Annotated in this window: 24 protein-coding genes; 8 read left to right on the top strand and 16 right to left on the bottom strand. The window is 35.0% G+C overall.

The window, feature by feature from the left end; translation table 11 throughout:
* Positions 1 to 5: 5 nt before the first annotated feature.
* From B5P40_RS23935 to B5P40_RS23925, 3 genes are read right to left on the bottom strand one after another with little or no spacing between them, the layout of a single operon-like run.
* Positions 6 to 947, bottom strand: coding sequence for a proline racemase family protein (locus B5P40_RS23935; protein WP_113710034.1), 942 nt, complete (start codon positions 945 to 947; stop codon positions 6 to 8).
* The gene (locus tag B5P40_RS23930) at positions 944 to 1981 is read right to left on the bottom strand and encodes a proline racemase family protein (protein WP_113710033.1); all 1038 of its coding nucleotides are present in this window, start codon (positions 1979 to 1981) and stop codon (positions 944 to 946) included. Before B5P40_RS23930 ends, B5P40_RS23935 begins: the two co-directional genes overlap by 4 nt.
* Positions 1978 to 3153 (bottom strand): NAD(P)/FAD-dependent oxidoreductase, encoded by a 1176-nt coding sequence (locus tag B5P40_RS23925; protein WP_063226213.1) that lies wholly within the window; start codon positions 3151 to 3153, stop codon positions 1978 to 1980. Before B5P40_RS23925 ends, B5P40_RS23930 begins: the two co-directional genes overlap by 4 nt.
* A gap of 184 nt (positions 3154 to 3337) precedes the next feature.
* Between B5P40_RS23925 and B5P40_RS23920 the strand changes: the two genes are divergently transcribed.
* The 4 genes from B5P40_RS23920 to B5P40_RS23905 all read left to right on the top strand — a co-directional run bounded on the left by B5P40_RS23920 (position 3338) and on the right by B5P40_RS23905 (position 6906).
* A complete protein-coding gene (locus B5P40_RS23920) occupies positions 3338 to 4999 on the top strand; it encodes a sigma-54 interaction domain-containing protein (RefSeq protein ID WP_113710032.1) in 1662 nt (553 codons plus the stop codon).
* A 73-nt stretch (positions 5000 to 5072) separates the two neighbouring features.
* Complete coding sequence (locus tag B5P40_RS23915; RefSeq protein ID WP_113710031.1) at positions 5073 to 5345, top strand: (2Fe-2S)-binding protein; 273 nt, start codon at positions 5073 to 5075, stop codon at positions 5343 to 5345.
* Positions 5342 to 5674: a (2Fe-2S)-binding protein gene (locus tag B5P40_RS23910; protein ID WP_002127768.1), complete on the top strand. Its 333-nt coding sequence runs from the start codon at positions 5342 to 5344 to the stop codon at positions 5672 to 5674. The genes B5P40_RS23915 and B5P40_RS23910 overlap by 4 nt, the downstream gene beginning before the upstream one ends.
* Complete coding sequence (locus B5P40_RS23905; protein ID WP_002127769.1) at positions 5671 to 6906, top strand: NAD(P)/FAD-dependent oxidoreductase; 1236 nt, start codon at positions 5671 to 5673, stop codon at positions 6904 to 6906. The genes B5P40_RS23910 and B5P40_RS23905 overlap by 4 nt, the downstream gene beginning before the upstream one ends.
* A 24-nt stretch (positions 6907 to 6930) precedes the next feature.
* On the opposite strand, the gene B5P40_RS23900 is transcribed toward B5P40_RS23905, so the two are convergent.
* Positions 6931 to 7239: a YxcD family protein gene (locus B5P40_RS23900; RefSeq protein ID WP_002127770.1), complete on the bottom strand. Its 309-nt coding sequence runs from the start codon at positions 7237 to 7239 to the stop codon at positions 6931 to 6933.
* Positions 7227 to 7676, bottom strand: a complete 450-nt coding sequence (locus tag B5P40_RS23895; RefSeq protein WP_113710030.1) for a hypothetical protein — start codon at positions 7674 to 7676, stop codon at positions 7227 to 7229. The genes B5P40_RS23900 and B5P40_RS23895 overlap by 13 nt, the downstream gene beginning before the upstream one ends.
* A gap of 257 nt (positions 7677 to 7933) precedes the next feature.
* On the opposite strand from B5P40_RS23895, the gene B5P40_RS23890 reads away from it, so the two are divergent.
* A complete protein-coding gene (locus tag B5P40_RS23890) occupies positions 7934 to 8698 on the top strand; it encodes a DUF1836 domain-containing protein (protein WP_113710029.1) in 765 nt (254 codons plus the stop codon).
* A gap of 345 nt (positions 8699 to 9043) precedes the next feature.
* The gene (uptA, locus tag B5P40_RS23885) at positions 9044 to 9649 is read left to right on the top strand and encodes an undecaprenyl phosphate transporter UptA (protein ID WP_002032601.1); all 606 of its coding nucleotides are present in this window, start codon (positions 9044 to 9046) and stop codon (positions 9647 to 9649) included.
* A gap of 35 nt (positions 9650 to 9684) precedes the next feature.
* Here the strand turns inward: uptA and B5P40_RS23880 are convergent, their stop codons facing one another.
* Positions 9685 to 10176, bottom strand: coding sequence for a DinB family protein (locus tag B5P40_RS23880; RefSeq protein ID WP_113710028.1), 492 nt, complete (start codon positions 10174 to 10176; stop codon positions 9685 to 9687).
* Positions 10177 to 10323: 147 nt separating this feature from the next.
* Between B5P40_RS23880 and B5P40_RS23875 the strand changes: the two genes are divergently transcribed.
* The gene (locus B5P40_RS23875) at positions 10324 to 10548 is read left to right on the top strand and encodes a hypothetical protein (RefSeq protein ID WP_113710027.1); all 225 of its coding nucleotides are present in this window, start codon (positions 10324 to 10326) and stop codon (positions 10546 to 10548) included.
* A gap of 47 nt (positions 10549 to 10595) precedes the next feature.
* On the opposite strand, the gene dltD is transcribed toward B5P40_RS23875, so the two are convergent.
* The 7 genes from dltD to B5P40_RS23840 all read right to left on the bottom strand — a co-directional run bounded on the left by dltD (position 10596) and on the right by B5P40_RS23840 (position 16948).
* Positions 10596 to 11777, bottom strand: coding sequence for a D-alanyl-lipoteichoic acid biosynthesis protein DltD (dltD, locus tag B5P40_RS23870; RefSeq protein ID WP_113710026.1), 1182 nt, complete (start codon positions 11775 to 11777; stop codon positions 10596 to 10598).
* 335 nt (positions 11778 to 12112) lie between these two features.
* Complete coding sequence (locus B5P40_RS23865; RefSeq protein WP_002127776.1) at positions 12113 to 13735, bottom strand: peptide ABC transporter substrate-binding protein; 1623 nt, start codon at positions 13733 to 13735, stop codon at positions 12113 to 12115.
* 20 nt (positions 13736 to 13755) lie between these two features.
* Positions 13756 to 14757, bottom strand: a complete 1002-nt coding sequence (locus tag B5P40_RS23860) for a C40 family peptidase (RefSeq protein ID WP_113710025.1) — start codon at positions 14755 to 14757, stop codon at positions 13756 to 13758.
* A 39-nt stretch (positions 14758 to 14796) separates the two neighbouring features.
* Complete coding sequence (locus tag B5P40_RS23855; RefSeq protein WP_181462961.1) at positions 14797 to 15858, bottom strand: dipeptide epimerase; 1062 nt, start codon at positions 15856 to 15858, stop codon at positions 14797 to 14799.
* Positions 15859 to 15962: 104 nt separating this feature from the next.
* The gene (locus tag B5P40_RS23850) at positions 15963 to 16289 is read right to left on the bottom strand and encodes a DUF3870 domain-containing protein (RefSeq protein WP_002127779.1); all 327 of its coding nucleotides are present in this window, start codon (positions 16287 to 16289) and stop codon (positions 15963 to 15965) included.
* 88 nt (positions 16290 to 16377) lie between these two features.
* Positions 16378 to 16653 (bottom strand): hypothetical protein, encoded by a 276-nt coding sequence (locus B5P40_RS23845; RefSeq protein WP_113710023.1) that lies wholly within the window; start codon positions 16651 to 16653, stop codon positions 16378 to 16380.
* On the bottom strand, positions 16592 to 16948 hold the full coding sequence (locus tag B5P40_RS23840; protein ID WP_002085024.1) for an FtsB family cell division protein: 357 nt from the start codon (positions 16946 to 16948) through the stop codon (positions 16592 to 16594). Before B5P40_RS23840 ends, B5P40_RS23845 begins: the two co-directional genes overlap by 62 nt.
* A gap of 288 nt (positions 16949 to 17236) precedes the next feature.
* On the opposite strand from B5P40_RS23840, the gene B5P40_RS23835 reads away from it, so the two are divergent.
* Positions 17237 to 18163 (top strand): aldo/keto reductase, encoded by a 927-nt coding sequence (locus B5P40_RS23835; RefSeq protein WP_113710022.1) that lies wholly within the window; start codon positions 17237 to 17239, stop codon positions 18161 to 18163.
* Positions 18164 to 18211: 48 nt separating this feature from the next.
* Here B5P40_RS23835 and B5P40_RS23830 read toward each other — a convergent pair whose 3' ends face one another.
* The 3 genes from B5P40_RS23830 to B5P40_RS23820 form a co-directional block, all read right to left on the bottom strand.
* Complete coding sequence (locus B5P40_RS23830; protein ID WP_002168209.1) at positions 18212 to 18808, bottom strand: DJ-1/PfpI family protein; 597 nt, start codon at positions 18806 to 18808, stop codon at positions 18212 to 18214.
* Positions 18805 to 19296, bottom strand: a complete 492-nt coding sequence (locus B5P40_RS23825) for an ankyrin repeat domain-containing protein (RefSeq protein WP_002127784.1) — start codon at positions 19294 to 19296, stop codon at positions 18805 to 18807. Before B5P40_RS23825 ends, B5P40_RS23830 begins: the two co-directional genes overlap by 4 nt.
* A gap of 384 nt (positions 19297 to 19680) precedes the next feature.
* The gene (locus B5P40_RS23820) at positions 19681 to 19911 is read right to left on the bottom strand and encodes a hypothetical protein (protein ID WP_000789035.1); all 231 of its coding nucleotides are present in this window, start codon (positions 19909 to 19911) and stop codon (positions 19681 to 19683) included.
* Positions 19912 to 20003 lie beyond the last annotated feature (92 nt).

Raw genomic sequence — 20003 nt, 5'->3', positions numbered from 1 at the left:
ACATATTATTTTAATAAGAAACCTGTTGGAAACGGATCAGTAGGATCTAATATAAATGTTTGCATACCTGTAATAAACCCTCTACTTTCAAATCGAAAAATGTATCCGAGTTCTTCTTTCTTCACTTTTTCTACTGTTATAAAGCTATTAAAAATACTTTCATTTCTAAAAGGTTTATCCGCTATATAATCATTTTTAAATAATGTATGAACATAAGACACAATAGTAGAAACAAAACCTGGTGAACGTACTATAAAGTTATCTTCATGAAATGTAATCGACTTTATATGGTTCTTTTCTTTTTGCATAGAATCTACTAAAATAAGTCTTTTTATTAATGACTGTTTTTGTATAGCTTGAAGTGTAGCTTCACCCCATTTTTTTAATTTAGAGATGTTTTCAATACTGATTTCTGGCGAATACGTATCCTTTTCTACAACTGCATATACTTTATCTGCCTGTATGAGAGAGTAACTTATATTACCAATCTTTAAATTTTTCTCAATCATATAACATAGTTTGCTTTCAAACGAAACAGATACAACTTCATCATTCTCTACATATGCATTCACTGAAAATATGCCAGATAGCGTTTCGATTTTGTATTGATTAGACTCTCTCTTTTTTAAATACCCGCTTTCTAGTAACATCGTTATTACTGCGACAATGCCTCCGTAATGAAGAGGAATGGATCCTTCATGATTAAAAAACAATACAGCTGCATCCACTTCATTATGAATAGAAGGAACGACAATACATCCATTTAAACCGATAAAACCACGTGGTTCATTTAATAAAAGCTTCATTTCTTCTGCTAATTCACCTGAAAATTGTTCGTTTAATTGCTCCAAACTGTAGTAGTATTTGCATGGTACGTCTTTCATTACACGAAATGCCTCGCCATTTACGTGTACGTCTACTGCTGTATACATTTTTTGAATGTTCATTTTACATCCTCCGTTTCATGTTCCATCGGCGGAATTAGCAAAAAGCCTTCTTTAAGTGGATCCTTTTCATTGTAAAAAAATCTATGCATGCCCATAAGCCAAGCTGATCCCGTAATTTTCGTTACTACAGCTTCAATATTTTCGACATATGTTGTATTCATGACACACCCTTTAAATAGAGAACCCACAATACTCTCATGAACAAATTCTTCATCGATGTCAATTTTTTTATGAGCGTATAATACAGCTAACTTCGCTGATGTTCCTGTACCACATGGAGATCGATCAATTCCCCCTGGTGGAACAACAACTGTATTTTTCACATGCGCACTTTCATGAGTAGGATCTGTGTAAAATTCAATATGTGTTAATCCTCTTATAAACGAATACTCTGGATGAATGATTTCAAAATTCTCATTAATTGTATTTCTAATATGAATCGCCTTATCAATGATTGTAGAAGCATTTTCTGGCACTAGCTCTAGACCAACTGCCTTCGCATCGATAATGGCATAAAAATTACCTCCATACGCAATATCAGCCTCTACAGTTCCAATTTCTTCGACGTATACAGAAATATTTTTCAGTAAAAAAGCTGGTATGTTACAGAAAGAGACTTCTTTCGCTTTCCCATCTTGAACAGAAATATCTACTTCAACTAAGCCAGCTGGCGTATCTAGCTTTAAGGAAGTAATCGGTTCAACTACTGGAATTAAACCTGATTCAACTAAAGCTGTACATACACCAATTGTATCGTGGCCACACATCGGCAAATATCCACCCGTCTCTATGTATATAACACCTATATCAGCTTCAGGATGACACGGATCTGTTAATAGTGCTCCTGACATTACATCATGACCACGTGGCTCATTCATTAACAATTTACGAATCCAGTCATACTCCTTTTTCATATGTAACATCTTCTCTGCCATCGTCTCCCCAATTAACTTAGGAAGTCCGCTAATTAATGTCCTCGTTGGATTCCCGCCCGTATGTGTATCAATCGTCGTAAAGACTCTTTGTGACCTCATCCGTTTAACACCCTTTCTGTAAAACGACTCAAACGAAGTTGTTCAATAGGAATGATTGTTTCTTTGTCATTTAATAACTCTTCAATTACTTTCCCGGTTACTGCTGCAAGACTAATTCCATCACCTTCATGTCCTGCTGCTATAAAGTAGTTCGGAATATGTTCCACTCCTGAAATGATTGGCAAATGATCTTCTGTCCACGGGCGTAAACCAGCATATGAACGAATCACCATCATATCTGCCATTTTCGGATAAAAACGAATTGCTCTATTCGCAATACATTTAATAACCTCATTGTTAATCCTCGTATGAAAGCCTACAAACTCTCTACTACTACCAATTAAAAAATTTTGGCTTTCTGTCGGTTCAAATACAAGTGCCACCCCGTATTTTTCAGTTAAAGCATCCACTTTTCGTTTTCCGCCAAATTTAGAAATTAAATAACCAAATTCCATTACTTTACGGCAACCTACGTGTTGTTGCCTTGAAGCTACAATAATATGTCCCTTTCTCGGTTCAATTGGGATATTCACATCTAACATCTGTCCGATTTTAGGAGCCCACACACCGGCTGCGTTCACCACTTGCTTCGCAGTAAACGTCCCATTTGTTGTTTCTACAATAAAGGAACCATCTATATCTCTTTTCATTTCTTTTACTTCTGTATGATTAAAAGCTTTTGCACCAAATTTCTTCGATTCTGCAAGAAGTGAAAAAGCAAGAAGATATGGATTTACAGTTGAATCCGTTGCACATTCTAAACCACCCAATAAATCATCTGCAAAAAATGGTGATTCTTCTTTTATATCTTGCCTATCAAGCATTCGAAACGGTAATCCAGCTTCTTTTTGACGATTTACCCATTGCTGCGCTGCCTCCATCTCTTCGTCTGATTCACAAACGAGAATGCTTCCTGGCGCTCTATATTCAAATGAGTGCTCCAATTCTTCACTTAATTCAGTTACTAAATTTTGACTTACTAACGACATTTGACTATCAAACCCTGGATCTTTATCAATCGCTAAAATATTCCCGTCACACCGTGAAGACGTTCCACTGACAAATTCTCCTTTTTCAATGATCGTTACGCCTCTTCCGTATTTTGAAGTGTAATAAGCGATAGAACATCCTATAATTCCACCACCTATTATTAAAACGTCACAGTGCCTCATATATAGCACTCCTCCTTTCTCCTAAATCTCTCACTTTTTATTCATGCAATTGGTGTGCCAACTCTACATACAGAACTATTTATATGAAATAATTTTTATTTGTAAAAATATTTTAAATTTATCGTAAATAGGTGTATTATTTCTTTATCACTGTCTAAATTTTTATACATACCAGGAGGACACTATGACATTTTCATTTCCAACAATAAAAGAGTTTATAAAAATTTTATCAATTGATCGTACAAGCACCATTCAGCACATGAAACAGGAAGGTGAAAATTTTTATTACCTTCCTTCATCTACTGAAGAATGTAGTTGCGCAGTTATTTATGAAGAGGACTCTTTCACTACGTTAATCGAAGCTTTTTCTAACAATTCGGCAGTTGTAATTGTGAACGAAAATCTAGATCCTATATGCTGTGTAACTGCTCAACAAATGATTCCATTTCTTTATAAGTCTTACAATGATCTGCTAGCTTTTTATAACACTGTCATTCAAACGACTGATTCTTCTGTTACCGTCATTGATGAGAAAGAATGCGTTCGTACGTGGACAGATGGCGCTGAAAAAATCTTTTCAGTCAAATATAACGAAATTATCGGACAACCGATTACACGTTTTTTTGATTATAAAGATTTAGAAATTTTACAATCATTACATGACGGAAAAAGCATAATCGCCCAGTTCCATCAGCCTCGTCCGGATTTGTTCGTATTAATTAATTCAAATCCAGTTTATTGTAACAATGAAATTATAGGAGCAGTCGTTTCTGAAACTGATGTTACAAATCAAGTCGCTTTGAATGAAAAACTATTTAATATGTCGCATGAAATGCACCGATTAGAACAAGAAGTAGCAAAATATAAAGATACATCCGATCCTTTCCTTGCGATGAATGGAAAAAGCCCTGTTATACAACGAACGATTCAATTAGCTAGAAAGGTTTGTTCAGTAAAATCCACGGTTTTAATACTCGGCGAAAGCGGAGTTGGAAAAGAAGTGTTTGCGAAAGCAATTCATGAAGCAAGTGAGACAGCGAATGCCCCGTTTATTTCAATTAACTGCGGTGCAATTCCTGAAGCGTTATTTGAAAGTGAATTATTTGGTTACGAGCGCGGGGCGTTTTCTGGTGCAAATAGTAAAGGGAATAAAGGGAAAATAGAGCTCGCGCAAGGCGGTACTTTATTCCTTGATGAGATTGGAGAAATGCCTCTCGATATGCAAGTGAAACTTTTGCGTGTACTGCAAGAACGAAAGTATTACCGAGTTGGTGGAGAAAAAGAAATAAATATTGATTTCCGCATTATCGCTGCTACAAATCGTGATTTACAAGAAGAAATGAGAAAAGGAACTTTCCGAGAAGATTTATACTATCGCTTAAATGTAGTTAGCTTACATATTCCGCCACTACGCGAAAGACGAGAGGATATTATCGAATTAACCTATACCTTCTTAAACGATTTTTCAATAAACTATAACAGGCCTATTCGCGACTTACCTTCAAGCATTATGCATGAACTGCTTCATTACAATTGGCCTGGTAATATTCGCGAGCTCCGCAACGTAGTTGAAAGACTCGTCGTATTTGCGACAGACGGCATTATAAAACAAGAATATTTACCGTTTCATACAAATGATACTTTAGAGAACGAAACATCTCATTCCCTATTACTCAGCAATAATAATACGATTCTTTCTTTACAAGAAGAAATGGATGAGCACGAGAAAAAGGTAATTGAAAGAGCTTTACGCATTTTAGATGGTAATAAATTAGAATGTGCGAAACAACTCGGGGTAACGAGGGCCACTTTATATAACCGTTTAAAAAGACTAGGGTTACAATAACCCCTCTCCTCCTCTATATTGGCATAGTTTTTGCATAATAATTTATGTAAACCGAACTAGAGGAGGAATACATATGACGAATAAAGAGAACTTAATTGTTTGTCGTTGTGAAGAAGTTACATACGGACAACTTCAATCGACAATTACTGAATATAATTGCTCAGCTCGTGAGCTAAAACTAAGAACACGTGCTGGTATGGGTTTTTGCGGCGGTAGAACATGTAGAATGACGATAGAACGAATGGTAGAAAATGCGAATCCTAACATATCCCAAAATGAAATTCCATTAAAATATCAACCGCCAGTGCGTGCAGTTACTTTTGGAGCGGTAGGTGACAATCAATGAGTAGAATTACACATCACCCTATTTTAGGTAGTTTAAATAGTAGTCAGCGTATCAATTTTCAATTTAATGGTCAACAATATGAAGCATATGGACATGAAACGATAGCGGCCGCTCTACTTGCAAACGGAATAAGAACGTTAAGAGTACATGAAGATAGCGGAACTCCGCGAGGTATTTATTGTAATATCGGGCATTGTTCTGAATGCCGCGTGACTGTAAACAATCAAACGAATGTACGAGCTTGCTTAACTGTAGTTGAAAACGATATGGTTGTTGACAGCGGAAAACAGCATCCAAATATCGTGAGAGAGATGGTGAAAAAGCGATGATCGATGTAATTATTATTGGTGCAGGACCAGCAGGATTATCAGCTTCCATCTCTTGTGCACGTTTTGGACTTAACGTACTTGTTATTGATGAATTTATGAAGCCGGGCGGGAGATTGTTAGGACAGTTGCATCAAGAGCCTACTGGGGAATGGTGGAACGGAATAGAAGAATCAAAACGTCTTCACGAAGAAGCAAAATCTCTTTCAGTCGATATTCGGTGCGGTGTTTCCGTCTATAATTTAGATAAAGATGAGAGTTGTTGGTTCGTGCATACAAATATCGGTACGTTAGAAGCACCGTTCGTACTAATTGCTACTGGGGCTGCGGAGTATTCTATTCCCCTACCCGGTTGGACACTTCCAGGGGTTATGTCAATTGGCGCAGCTCAAGTTATGACAAATGTTCACCGCGTTCAAGTTGGTAAAAAAGGAATCATTATCGGTGCTAATATTTTGTCATTCGCCATTTTAAACGAATTGCAATTAGCTGGCATCACAGTGGATCATATTGTAATCCCTGAAAAAAGCGAGTTAAGCCAAAAGGCCGGTGAACCAGAAGAAGTTTTAAAATCGCTCTTAAATGCGGCTCACCTCGCCCCATCTCCCTTCCTACGTATAGGTAGCCGTTTTATGAAATATGATTGGATTCGAAAAGCTGGATTAACATTTTATCCAAATAGCGGCATGAAAATAAACGGGACGCCGCTTCATCTTCGTAAAGCTGCACTTGAAATTATCGGTACAGATCAAGTAGAGGGTGTACGTGTTGCTAACATTGACTCTAAAGGGAATATTATTAACGGATCAGAAAAGATCTATGAGGCAGACTTCGTTTGTATAGCCGGAGGTTTATATCCGCTTGCTGAGCTTGCCGCTGTAGCAGGATGCCCTTTCCATTACATTCCAGAATTAGGCGGACATGTTCCACTTCATTCAGAAGAAATGGAAACCCCTCTTCCAGGTTTATTTGTAGCTGGAAATATTACTGGCATTGAAAGCGGAAAAATCGCGATGGTGCAAGGGACAGTTGCAGGTCTATCTGTCGCTAAACATGCAAGTGAGAAACTTGACGTAGTCGACCAACAATTACAACAAGCAATTCAAAACGTTCACTCTGTTCGTCAAAAAGCAGCGATTCAATTTAATCCAATGATTGATGTTGGTAGACGGAAGATGAATGAACTTTGGCGTGATTATTCTTCTACATATGCACATACTAAAAAGAGCTGCTGAGATTACTCTCAACAGCTCTTTTCACTACTCGTCCGAGTTATTAAATTTCGCTAATGCGTAGATGCCTTCTTCATCATCTAATTCAAGTTGCAATCTTGCTGCAAATGAATTGACGTTGTATTCTCGATCAAGCAACAAGCGTAGTGCTTCGATTAAGTTTGCTTGAATTAAAATTTGCTGGCGACCATTTACCTCTACTTCTGCAGAGAAACCGTAGTCATCATCATACATTAGTTCAACTGAAACTTCTTCTGGACCAACTTGTCTTTTTTCAGCGATATATACGCAAAGTGCATTTATAAGTTCTTGTTCAGAAATTTTTATTGTTTCCATGCTACTTCATCTGCCTTTTTCTTACGTTGATCTTTGAAGTATTTAAATGCACGAACTGCTAACATTACGATACCAGCCATTACTAACATATTTACCATAAACGCTAATACAGAACCAAGTGCTCCCATATTTGCAAATAAGCTACCCATTAGTAAACCACCAAGACCACCTAGTAATAGGCCTTTCATAAAGCCACCTTTATTACTTTTTGGCGCTGTGTTTGTTGCTTTTGTTTTTGAATCAGTTGTCGTTTTTTGTGAATTCACATTAGAATCTTTTTTGTTTAAATCAACTTTTGACTTTTGATCTGAACTTGGTGTATATGATTTTTTACCAGATTTGTAACTTTTCGCTGCCGCATGATCTACGAACATAAAGCTACTAGCCCCAAAGATAACCATGAATGCTGTCATTACTGCTACAAGTTTTTTCAACATATTATATCCATTCTCCTTTTATATAGATATATGTGAAATCTATCTTTCTAGTAAATCCAGAATGATAGATTTGTTTTAAAACCATTTTAAAGGTTCTTATGAACTTATTATATGAACTTTTGTCGAAATATGCAAGCATTATTTACTTACGACAATTTCATGACATAGGAAAAATTAAGCAAAACGGAATTGACTTTAAATGAAACAAAACATATTATAAGTTCATAAGAACTTTTTATAATTTTGGAGGTGAAAAGATGGAAACATTTCATCTCACACGAAACGAAATGGCAACGCTCCTTCTATCACTAAGAGGATGGAATACGAAGAAGCCTCTCGGCATTTTACAAGAAGCTTGGGCAAAGTCACATAAAAAAGATATTGAAAGCGGACAAAGCGTTACTGCTTTTATTACAACCGCACTTTCACCTATTTTTGAAAAATTGATTAAGATTGACGATACGGATGTCGGTTTTTCTTTAAATGAAATAGTTGCGCTTGGCAATCAGATTGAAAACACGAGTTTCTCTGTAACTGCTATGCAAAACTGGGTGAAACGAGATATAAAAGAAATGATTGGCTCCCCTCAAAAAGGGAAGAAATACTCAATCGAACAAGCAGCATTACTATTCATTGTCGAAGATTTAAAAACAGCGCTTGATTTTGAATCTATTCGCAAACTATTACGACTCATCGTAAATGACCCGGCCGATCGAAGTGATGATTTAATTAATCCTCTTCATTTATATGTAGCTTATTCTTCTTTATTTGAAGAACTGAATCAAGGGAATTGCTTACAACTAAATGCTACTGATACAATTCATACGATCGAAAATATCGTAAAAGAAAAGGCTGATAAAATAGCAAGTAAGTTCGATCAAATTAATAACGAACAACGCGAAGCAATTCGTAACGCTATTATTATCGCCACACTTTCTGTACATACCGCTTATGTACAAATGCTAGCAAAACGTTACGTTTCAGCAACGTTATTTTTACAAAATTTAGATGTGAAACCTTAAAAAACAGGAGCAGATTTGCTCCTGTTTTTTTATATCAATATATCTTTTGTACTATTAAGCTCACATGAAATTCGAAATTGCCCTTCATGAACTTTTTCGGAGACTAAAAAAGTTTTATGTAGACACCTTTATTCTCACTAATATATGAGAAATTTTTAATAATCTTTTCATTATCTCTTCATGAAAAGATGGCTTATATCCTTTACTATAATACTTATGAAAGACATAAAAGAATTGAAATGGCAATCCCCTATATGAATAAGGTATAATATACATATAGTAAACCTTTTATATTGTTAAATAAAGGGGCTTATATTCAAAATTCATAAATTAGAAGGTGCAACAATGTTAAGTAGTTTTATTCATTCAGTATTAACATTTTTTGAGGGATTAGGTTATTGGGGCATAATGCTTGGACTTATGATTGAAATTATTCCAAGTGAGATTGTCCTTGCTTATGCGGGATACTTAGTATTCAATGGTAGTATCTCATTTGTAGGCGCAGTTATATTCGGTACAATTGGTGGTGTTATTGCCCAAATCTTTGTTTACTGGATTGGTCGATATGGTGGTCGCCCTGTATTAGAACGTTACGGTAAGTATATTTTCATACATAAAAAACAAATGGATGCTGCTGAAGATTGGTTTAATCGTTACGGAACTGGCGTAATTTTCACTGCACGTTTCATTCCTATCGTTCGTCATGCGATATCAATTCCTGCTGGTATTACAAAAATGCCATTACTACGTTTCACTACATTAACAGCACTTGCGATCATCCCTTGGTCTATCATTTTCATTTATTTAGGTGAGAAACTAGGTGAAAATTGGGAGAATATTAACGATATTGCTGGACCGTATGTGAAATCGTTCGCTATCGGTGGCGTTGTACTTATACTTTTATATTTCGTAATAAAAAAGTGGACAAAAAAACGTAAAAATCTTGCTTAAGATTATAATAAAAACCGCTATAAATTCATTTAGAATTATAGCGGTTTTTTATTATAGGCTTGTTTATATATTATAAATTGCATTATTTCTTCTTTATGCTTTAAGTCATGCTGAATGAGTAATGAAAAATAATTATTTAACCTCACTTTTTTTGTACCAACTTGATAGTCATTATTAAAATTACGAGCAGGAATTCGCTCAATTTGGTCTACTAATTGTTTACGAGTAAAGCTAAATTGATCTATTAGTTCTTCTTTTGAAATACCAGACCTTGCATATTTTATTGCACCCTTATTCATTTCCTCAACATCTGTTGGAACGATATGTACAGATTTCCCGCTTACAAAATATGAAATTCTATACTTCATTAGAAACTCATCCCAAACAATAAAATGTGAAATTACATCCGCAATTGCCCATGAACCTTTTTTAAATGGTTGAAACCATATATCCTCCGATATTCCATTCAATGTTTGGCACCATTCTATTAGATTTAACTTTTCTTCCAGAATCCTTCCTTTCTCCATAATGCACTCCTCTTCCACACTAATAATTCATTCATATTAATGATTTCTAGACATTACATAAAAAACCCTCCAGTCTAAGATTTACATGGATAAGCAACAATTCCACCATAAAATACGTATAGTAACTCAAAAAGGAGTGATTCCCCTATGCACTGGCATCAAAAAATACCATACTTAATCGGACGCCCTGTTGGTGTTTCTCTTATTAATGGGCAAGGAACTTCCGGCGTTTTATGCGGCGTTCAAAATAATCAATTATTTGTTTACGAATACCTTTACCAAGCCCAGTTCGCCATGAAACATTATGACTTTAGACAAATTCAAGATATACACGCCTTTCCAAATTGCCCACAACAAAATCCTCTATACTAAAAAACAGGAACGGCTTTATTGCCATTCCTGTTTCTATTGTTTACATATTATTTTTCAGAGTAAAACCTCTGCACTGCTTCATCAAAATAGATCCATCCTTTCCAGCCTAAATGAATCGTATCTTTTAAGAAATACTTATCATATTCATGGCTAGAAAAATCGACTACTGGGTATCCTGCTTTCTCAACTTGATCGCGAACCTTATTATAATACACATCACGACGTTCTTTTGGGAAACCAGCGTAATCATACCACGGTCCGTTTACAGGCACAGAAATAAAGAGTGGTTTTACATTTTTTTCTTTGAAAAGATCTAAAACAATTTGTAAGTCATCATATTCTGGTGAATCATCATACGATTCATTTGCTCTAAAGTTTTTTAAACCTTTTAATTTTTTCTTTAAATTATGTTTATAATAATATGGATTTTCAATTCCGAATGTATTTGTTGTGGATCCTACTTTACCTTCTTGTTCCGCATGTTTACGTGCATCTTCCCAAGAAAGCGAACGTAATCCCATATTTGTTTCCTCTTTCATCGGTTCGATCTTAAATAGAGAGTTAAATAAATCTCGATGATCTAAAATGTTCCGGTACATATACGCTAGCGGTTTAGCTAGTCCAGCTTTTATGTTATGTTTTGTATCGTTATATACAATACTTTCTAGCGAACTACTTAATATCGCATCCTTACGAACAACTTTATAATCTAGTAAACGTTTCGCGATTTTTTTCTTCATTTCAGGCTTTATTTCGTCATTAAAAATAAAGTGATAGGCTTGTTGTTTGGAGAAATTATTTGTAAAATCCCCTTGTGATACACCGGTTTTTGTAAACCATTGTGGTGAAAGAACAAAGACTACCTTTTTACCTTCTAATTCATCCATTGTAGACGTCATATTTAATATATGAGCCAAGCTTTGCGTACCACCAGTCCCTATTAAAAATGGAGTAAAACCTGCTGGATTTACTCTAAAATAGTTAGATGGATGATATGCATCCATTCGTAAAAACTCTGATGAACCATACATCGGTAAATACTGCGAATTCTCTAACATTTTCTGTTGCAAGAAAACACTTTGTAATTTCTCTTTTTGTAAGGAAGTTGCTGCATCTTCTATCTTTTTATCGCTTATTAGTGACACTAAACTCTTAGATGGAATAAGCAATACAATGAAAAAGAGTATACAGGCTAAAATAATTGGTCCGAAAGCATGCTTCATCTTCATCGTTTATTCCTCTTTCTATTGCTAATAAATTGTAACCCTTGTTTATGACACGTCATCATTTTTCTCCTTTTTTCTATACATGTCCCATTCTATTTATCTATTGTATACATGTATGTATTCCTCTCTTTTCTCTGCAAATTCATACATTCATAGAGAAAGAAAATGTTTCCAAAGAAACATGTTAATTATACAAGATTCTACATAAATTTCACACTGGAATTTATGTAATAATTTTATTTTTAAGCTATGAAAAAACTTATAAAATGTCTATAATTCATTTGAATCTATAAGAAAAAACAGACTTTCACATACGTGAAGTCTGTTTCTCCATCACTTTATTTTTGTACATCTGCCCATTTTAAACTTGTAGCTGGACCGAATTGATGTACATATAATTCTTTCACATATGGTTTTTGTAAGTAAGAAAGACCGCGCTGGAATACTGGTGCAATTACCGCATCATCAAGGAGCACTTTTTCCGCATCTTGCAGTGCTTTCCAACGAGCTTTTTCATCATTACCTAATTCTGTTTTAATCTTCTTAATTAACGCATCATATTCTGGATTTGCATATCCTGTATTATTTACGGTACTTCCCGAAAGGAAAACTTCTAAGTATGTCATTGGATCTGGATAATCAGGTAACCAACGTGATAACGACATTTCGTATTCTTTTTTCTTCTCTAACGCTAATTTTTGCGTATGTGGTTGTAATTTCACATTTACTTTTAGCCCCGGTAAGTTTTTCTCAAGCTGTTCTTTAATATATTCGCCTACCTTTTTAAAGTTCTCTAAGTCATAGTTTAATAGTTCTAACGTCACTTCATTTGTGCCTGTCTCTTGCTTCGCCTTTTCCCAATATTCTTTCGCTTGTTTTACATCCGTCTTATTAAACTCACCTGCCGTACTTCTAAAATCTTTCTTATCTGGTCCTTTTAAAAATCCTTTTGGTACGTAATAATTCGCAGCAACTGATCCGTCATTTAAAAATGATGTCGCCAAGCCCTTTTTATCAAACACTGTACTTAGCGCAAGACGTGCATTTTTATTTTTAAGAATCGGCACATTTTCATTGAAACGGAAGAAATACATAACCGGATCTGTATATTGTTTCAACTCTTTATTATTTTTATATTTATCTACGAATTCTGTTGAAATGACAGCTCTATCAACTTTATCTGTCTCATATAAATTTACCGCAGTTGAAATTTCTTTAACAATTTGATAGTTTACTTCATCTAACTTCACTTCTTTTTTATCCCAATATTTATCGTTTTTCTTCATTGTAAAGCTCGCTTCGTGCTTCCACTCTGATAATGTAAACGGCCCATTATATATCGCTTTATTTGCCTCTAACCCGTATTTATCACCTTGCTCCTTCGCATATTTTTCATTAATTGGATAGAAAGATGGTAAAATGAGTAGTTTCGTAAAATACGGTACAGGATGTTCCAGCTCTACAACGAACGTTTTATCATCCTTTGCTTTCACACCTAATTCTTCTAAGCCTAATTGTTTCTTATTTATCTTCTCCGCATTTTTCACATCGTACGCGATATATGCATATTGAGAGGCTGTATCTGGATTTATAAGTTGCTTCCAAGCATATACGTAATCATGAGCTGTTACTGGATCTCCGTTAGACCATTTCGCATCACGTAAGTGGAATGTATATGTCTTACCATCTTTACTCACTTCATATTTTTGTGCTCCCGCTTGAATCACTTCATCATTTTTCGATAAACGGAATAACCCTTCCATTACGTTATTCAAAACGTTAAATGATACCGCATCTGTTACTTTCCCTGAATTTAATGATGGAATTTCACCCGTTTCTAGTAGTTGTAATACTTTCTTCTCATCTTTCGGCTTTGTAGCTGTTTTTTCTTTAGCACAGCCTACTAAAAATGAAGATACAAGTAGAGTACTAACTAATGAGTAGCGAACAACCTTTTTCATATAAAGCCCCCCTATCTTTTTTAAGGTAAGTAACGACGAGCACCAGCGTATTCTTCTATATATCCTGGTGTATTTAACGGTATAATTTCTACCGATTTTTCAGCCTTTGGAGAGTGAATCATATTTCCATCACCAATATACATGGCAACGTGATGAACACTACCTTTTCCTTGATTATGTGCAAAGAATATTAAATCGCCCTTTTGTAGGTTTTCTTTATCAACCGCAATTCCTGCTTTTGATTGTGGCCCAGAATCCCTCGGTATTGTAATGCCATGTGATTTATAAATCGTATGTGTAAATCCAGAGCAATCAAATCCAAAACCACTTGTACCAGCCCATATATACGGTAATCCTAAAAACATTTTTCCGGTGTTTATTAAGTCTTCAGCGGTTGGAGTCGGAATATCATTTTGAGAATGGTAAACACTTCCATCATTTTTCCGTAGCCACGCCTTCTGACCATTTGGTAACAATACGCGGTATGAGATCGTATCTTCACTTAATAGCGGTAAACGCGTATTATAACTGACTTCTAGCGATTTATGTTTTTCAGAAGGGTTAATATATACAATTGCTGTCGGTTTCGTTACTAATACAAAAGCTTCGTTTGTTTTATCTGCAAATTCCTGATTATACGTTAATTGTTTTTCAGGCATCCACCCTGGATACCCTTCTTCATTTCGCGGCGTTGGCTGTCCGTGCACTAGTACTTTTACCCAATCACCTTTTTTATCAATTACTGTTACTTCTTGACCGAGTAGCGCTTGCGTTTCTAATTTATTTGCACTCGTTAACCAAAGCTTCTCATCTAGCGTCATTGATTTCGTCCACTTCCATAAATCAACTGGATTTGTCGCACTCGGTGCATCAATTGGTCGTAATGAATCTGGTGCAGTCCATAACGTTGCAGCAGATACATCTATAAATGCTTTACTATCCTTCTTCTCTTCAGCATTCACCGAAGTAAACGATGAAAATATAAATAAAGTTGTTAAAAATGCAGTTCCTACTTTTTTCATATATATCCCCCTTATAAGATAGTTTACTAGGTACTACTTCTAAGATTGTATATTCACTATAGAATGCAGGTTTATCTTTGGATCAGTGTAAGTCATCCCTTCTGGCTCTTCTACTAACCATAACGGTGCATCAAGATCAAAGTAATGAATATTCGGATGAGCCGCAGCTAAATGGGCAACAGCGCTAACTGAAAGTGAAGATTCCATCATACTTCCGACCATACATTTCACACCTGCTGCTTCCGCAATATCCGCAATTTTCCATGCTTCTCGTATGCCGCCGCATTTCATTAATTTAATATTAAGTAGGTCTGCATATCCTCCTTGGACAATCTTTAATGCGTCTCTTGCCGAAAACATACTTTCATCTGCCATAATAGGCGTTTGTACATTGTCCTTCACGTACTTTAATCCTTCCCAATCTTTCGCATGAACTGGTTGTTCTACAAATTCTATATTTAAATTTCTATTCTCCATTTCTCTAATAATAGAAACCGCTTCTTTCGGTTTCCATCCTTGATTTGCATCTAAACGTAACGTCGTATTCTTTGGTACTACATTTCGAATTGCCTCTATGCGTTCTAAATCTAAATGTGCCTCTTTACCCACCTTAATTTTTAATGTTTGGAATCCCTTTTCGATATGCTTTTTCGCTTCTTTTGCCATTAATAAAGGCTCATCAACACTTACTGTAATATCAGTATAAATCTCTTTCTTCCCACCTAACAATGCATATAACGGTATGTTGTGAAATCGACAATATACATCGTATAAAGCCATATCTACCGCCGCTTTCGCACTTGTATTTCCTATACAGCTCATTTGAATGTGTAACAATAACGTTTGAAATTGCAGCACATCTTTATCAACTAATACGGAGCGAATTGGCCCTAATATTGCTTCCTCAATCCCGTTGGCAAAATCACCTGTAATAACCGGTGTTGCTGCAGCAGCTCCTTTTCCAACAATCCCTTCATCTGTATGAATAAACACATCTATACTTTCGATTTCCGTTACAGTGCGAAGCGCAGTTTTAAACGGTGTATGAAGCTTTACATGTCGGCGGTTTACCTTCACATCGGTAATTTTCATTTTGTTCATCCTTTCATTGTTTATAGAGTGATACTTTAATATCCGGGTGGCTTTTCCGTTAATGCGAAACAAAAAAATCCAGCCATAAGAAGATTCTTACGGCTGGATTTTGTCTATGAATGGGTAGACAAAGCAGCGATCTGATTATATTTTTTCTGTGCATCCTTTAGCGCTACAAGTAGCGCCTTTTGACACGAACCGAAGTACCGATTTTTTATTTCTGTTACTAATGCTGGGTCATTAATATTTTTATGTAGAAACAAATATTTAACAAATTGAGATGTTAATGCAATTGTGGCTGAGCAATCTGCATCTACAATTTCCCCTGTATCCTTCTCAAGTACAAATGCTACAAAATAACTTTTGAACTTTTCGGTAATGGGATTATTTTGAGGTGCTTTCGCATCCCCTACGACGTAAATTGTATTTGAAGCGTACACAGCTATCTTCCTTTCTTATACGAGGATAACGGTTTTCTTAACAGACGTATAAGCTGTTAACTCAACGTTGATTAAAAAATGTATCCGCTTACCTTGTATTATATACAATTGACAGAATTTTAACAATATTTATTTTGACATATATTCCATAATTATGAAAATCTCTTAAAACAATTAAAATTGGCTCAAACTTCTCATTTTTACAATATGTCATTTCTCCTTGTATCATGACATTCACACTACAAACAACTTTTCCCTCATACATCAAAAAACAGTTAGCTATCGCTAACTGTTCCACCACTTCACTTTGGCAATACGAATATTGTTTCGTTTGACTTAGAAAATTGATACTCTTTTCTAGCAAACTTTAAAATCTCTTCTTCATTATCGGTTAAATTCTCAATGTTAGTCTTTAAAGAACCTTGATCTTTCTTTAAAGAAACTAATTGTTTCTTTTGATTTGTTATTGTATTTTTTTTGCCATTAATTACTTCTTGTTGTTTCGTTAAAATATATTGAACGTACAAAGTAGTCGCAGCAATAAAAATGAACATGAAAATAAAACGCCTTAACTTCTTCTTATTTATAGTTCGCTTGTCGTTAGGCTGTGATAGTTGCTCTGGTATATTAGGAACATTGACTCTTTTGAGTTTCCTCATTTTCAAATCCCCCTAACCCATATTTTCTCACTACCATAGGCACGATCTCTTACTAACTTAAATTCTATTCTTATAAAATAACCTCCTTCACAAAAAAATCTCACAAATTAACCAATTAGAGATAGCGTTCGACGACATCTCTGTATTTAAAATGAGAATTTTTATTTATGCTGCTATAAAATAGTAGTTTATGTTATTCTTTTTCCCCAATTGTAGAAAACATTTTTACACATATAAATTCTAGTTTTGCATACCGATGTTATAACATGCTTACAAGGAGGAAAAATGATGCACTACCGTACATTAGGTAAAACTGGAATTACTGTTTCTGAAATTGGCTTTGGAGCGTGGGCGATTGGCGGCGATGAATGGGGTCCTGTTAACGACAAACAATCTATAACCGCTATGAAGAAAGCAATTGAATGTGGCGTAAACTTTATTGATACTGCTGATGTATACGGATTAGGACATAGTGAAAGGTTAGTAACTCAAGCGATAAGAGAGCACCGTAATAATATCGTTTTATCAACGAAAGGCGGTTTAATTGGGCATCACTATGATCCAAGTGGAGAGCCTGTTTATAATACTGCAGAAAAAGTGATCGCAGTATTTGAAACTAGCTTACTGCGCCTAGAAACAGATTATATTGATGTTTATTTCTGTCACATTTGGTGGGATAAACAAGAAGAAACAGAAGCATTTTTACGAGCATTTGAAATATTAAAACGGGACGGAAAAGTAAGAGCTGTTGGTGTTTCAACTCACGACATACAATATATAAAACACTTCAATAAAAACAATGAAATTGATGTTGTGCAACTTGATTACAACATATTAAACCGAAAACCAGAAAACGACATACTGCCCTACCTACAGGAGAACAATTTAGGAGCTGTTATACGCGGCCCTTTAAAAATGGGGATATTAACTGGAAAATTTACAAATAAAACAACTTTTCTTGACGGAGATTTACGCAAAGAATGGCCAAAAGAAAAGTGGTTTCAAGAAGATTTACAAAAAGTAGAGAAACTACGATTACTCTCAAATGAAAATCAAACCTTAGGGCAACTTGCACTTCGTTATGTCCTCACTCATCCAGCGGTATCGGTCGCAATTCCTGGCGCAAAAACAGAAAAACAAGCGAAAGACAATGCAGACTCGTCTATCCGTCCGATTCTTACAGATGAGGAATTAGCGCATATTCAGTCAATATAAAACAAGACCAGCAGCTGGAAATATCCAACTGCTGGTCTTGTTTTACTTTTAATACTTTAAATCTATATCATATTCCATCCTCTTCGCTGTTTCTTCAGCAACCCGAGCACCCAACAAATTTCTCACAATGTGAAATGACATATTAATTCCAGCTGAAATTCCTCCAGACGTAATAATATGCCCCTCATCTACAAACTTTACATTCTCTAATACTTCCACATTCGGAAAATCATTTCTAAAACTTTCAATACTTGCCCAATGTGTTGTCGCTTTGAAGCCATCGAGTAATCCAGCTTTCGCAAGTAAAAGCGCACCGGTACAAACAGAAGTCATTAACTTTACTTCTTTCATTTGCTCGCGGATCCAATTTGTTATTATTTCATTTTTCATTTCGTTTTCTCTAACACCTAACCCACCAGGAATAATTAAAATATCAACTGGAGGCAAGTTTTCGATACTATAGTCCGGTTGTACCTTTAATCCATTTCTCGCTGTAATCATTTCTCCATCTTGACTAACAGTATGAACTGTAAATAGTTGACCTTCACTTGTTGCTGTAACGGAAAAAACTTCAAATGGACCCGCAAAATCTAACACTTCCACTTCATTAAAAAGAAAAATCCCTACATTCCAGTGGCTAATCATAAGCTCACTTCCTCTTGCAAATGATGTAATAGGGATTCATACCCTTTTTCTAAAGCGATATCATATGCGGTTTTTCCATCATTTTTCTTAATCATTTTATTAGCACCATTTTCAAGAAGTAATATAATGATTTCTTCATTTCCTAATAACGCCGCTTCATGAAGTCCTGTCCAGCCACCACTTTGCACAGCATTCACATCTGATCCCTTTTCAATTAAGAAAGCTACAAGCTCGCTTTGCTTATTCGCAATTGCTGCTTGAAGAGGTGTATTTTCATTTTCGTTTTTTGCTCTAATATGTATTTCTGCTCCCTGTTCTAAAAGGAAACTTGCAATTTCTTTCTGTCCAAAATAAGCAGCTAAGTGAAGCGGTGTCCATCCATCTTCACTAAATGAGTTAACAACACTTGGATCCGTATTAATGATTTCTACTACCTTTTCTTTTTCCCCTCTTATGACTGCTTGTGATATTGATATGATTTGTTCCATAATGAACCTCCATGTATACAAATGTTAAGTACCCCTTAATAAATTCCATTAATAATCACATGTTCCTTTCTAAATAATTAAGTTTACATAATAATATTATTTTTATAATTCGCTATCCTAATAAAAAAACAACCCACTCTAATGAGTAGATTGTTTTTGAATTTCATTTTTATATTTGTTTAAAAAAATATCATTTTCACTTACAACTAATAAACATTAATAAAAATGAAATGAAATTATATATTTAGCAGCCATGAACTCTTTATATATTCAAAACCGGCTATTTACTTAAATTAATAGTTTTTTATCACTTGAAAATAAAAATGGAATTTATCCTTACATTTGAAAATACATATATAGCAAGAATCTATAGCAGTACTCTTATCATACTAATCTATAACAATTCTGCCTTCTTCCCTTACCTGTATCCTTTAAAACATAAGACTTTAAAACGAGTGCTGTTAGTGAATCTGTTAATGTTTTATATGATAAATTTGAAAGAGCTAATAGATCGTTCGTATATAACATTCTATGCTTCTCTAATAATAATAGTACTAATCGTTCTGACGGTTTTAATGTTTCATCACTTTCTAGTATAAAATCTATATTTTTCATATCCCTACTTCTTACTCCTTATATAAAAAAATGATTTTAGTAGTTATTTAATATAAAAATACTACACAACAAATTTGAAGATATATCGAAAT

It is taken from the genome of Bacillus sp. SRB_8 (genome assembly GCF_003264205.1).
GTDB lineage: Bacteria > Bacillota > Bacilli > Bacillales > Bacillaceae_G > Bacillus_A > Bacillus_A mycoides.
This window is presented reverse-complemented; position numbering and strand designations above follow the sequence as displayed.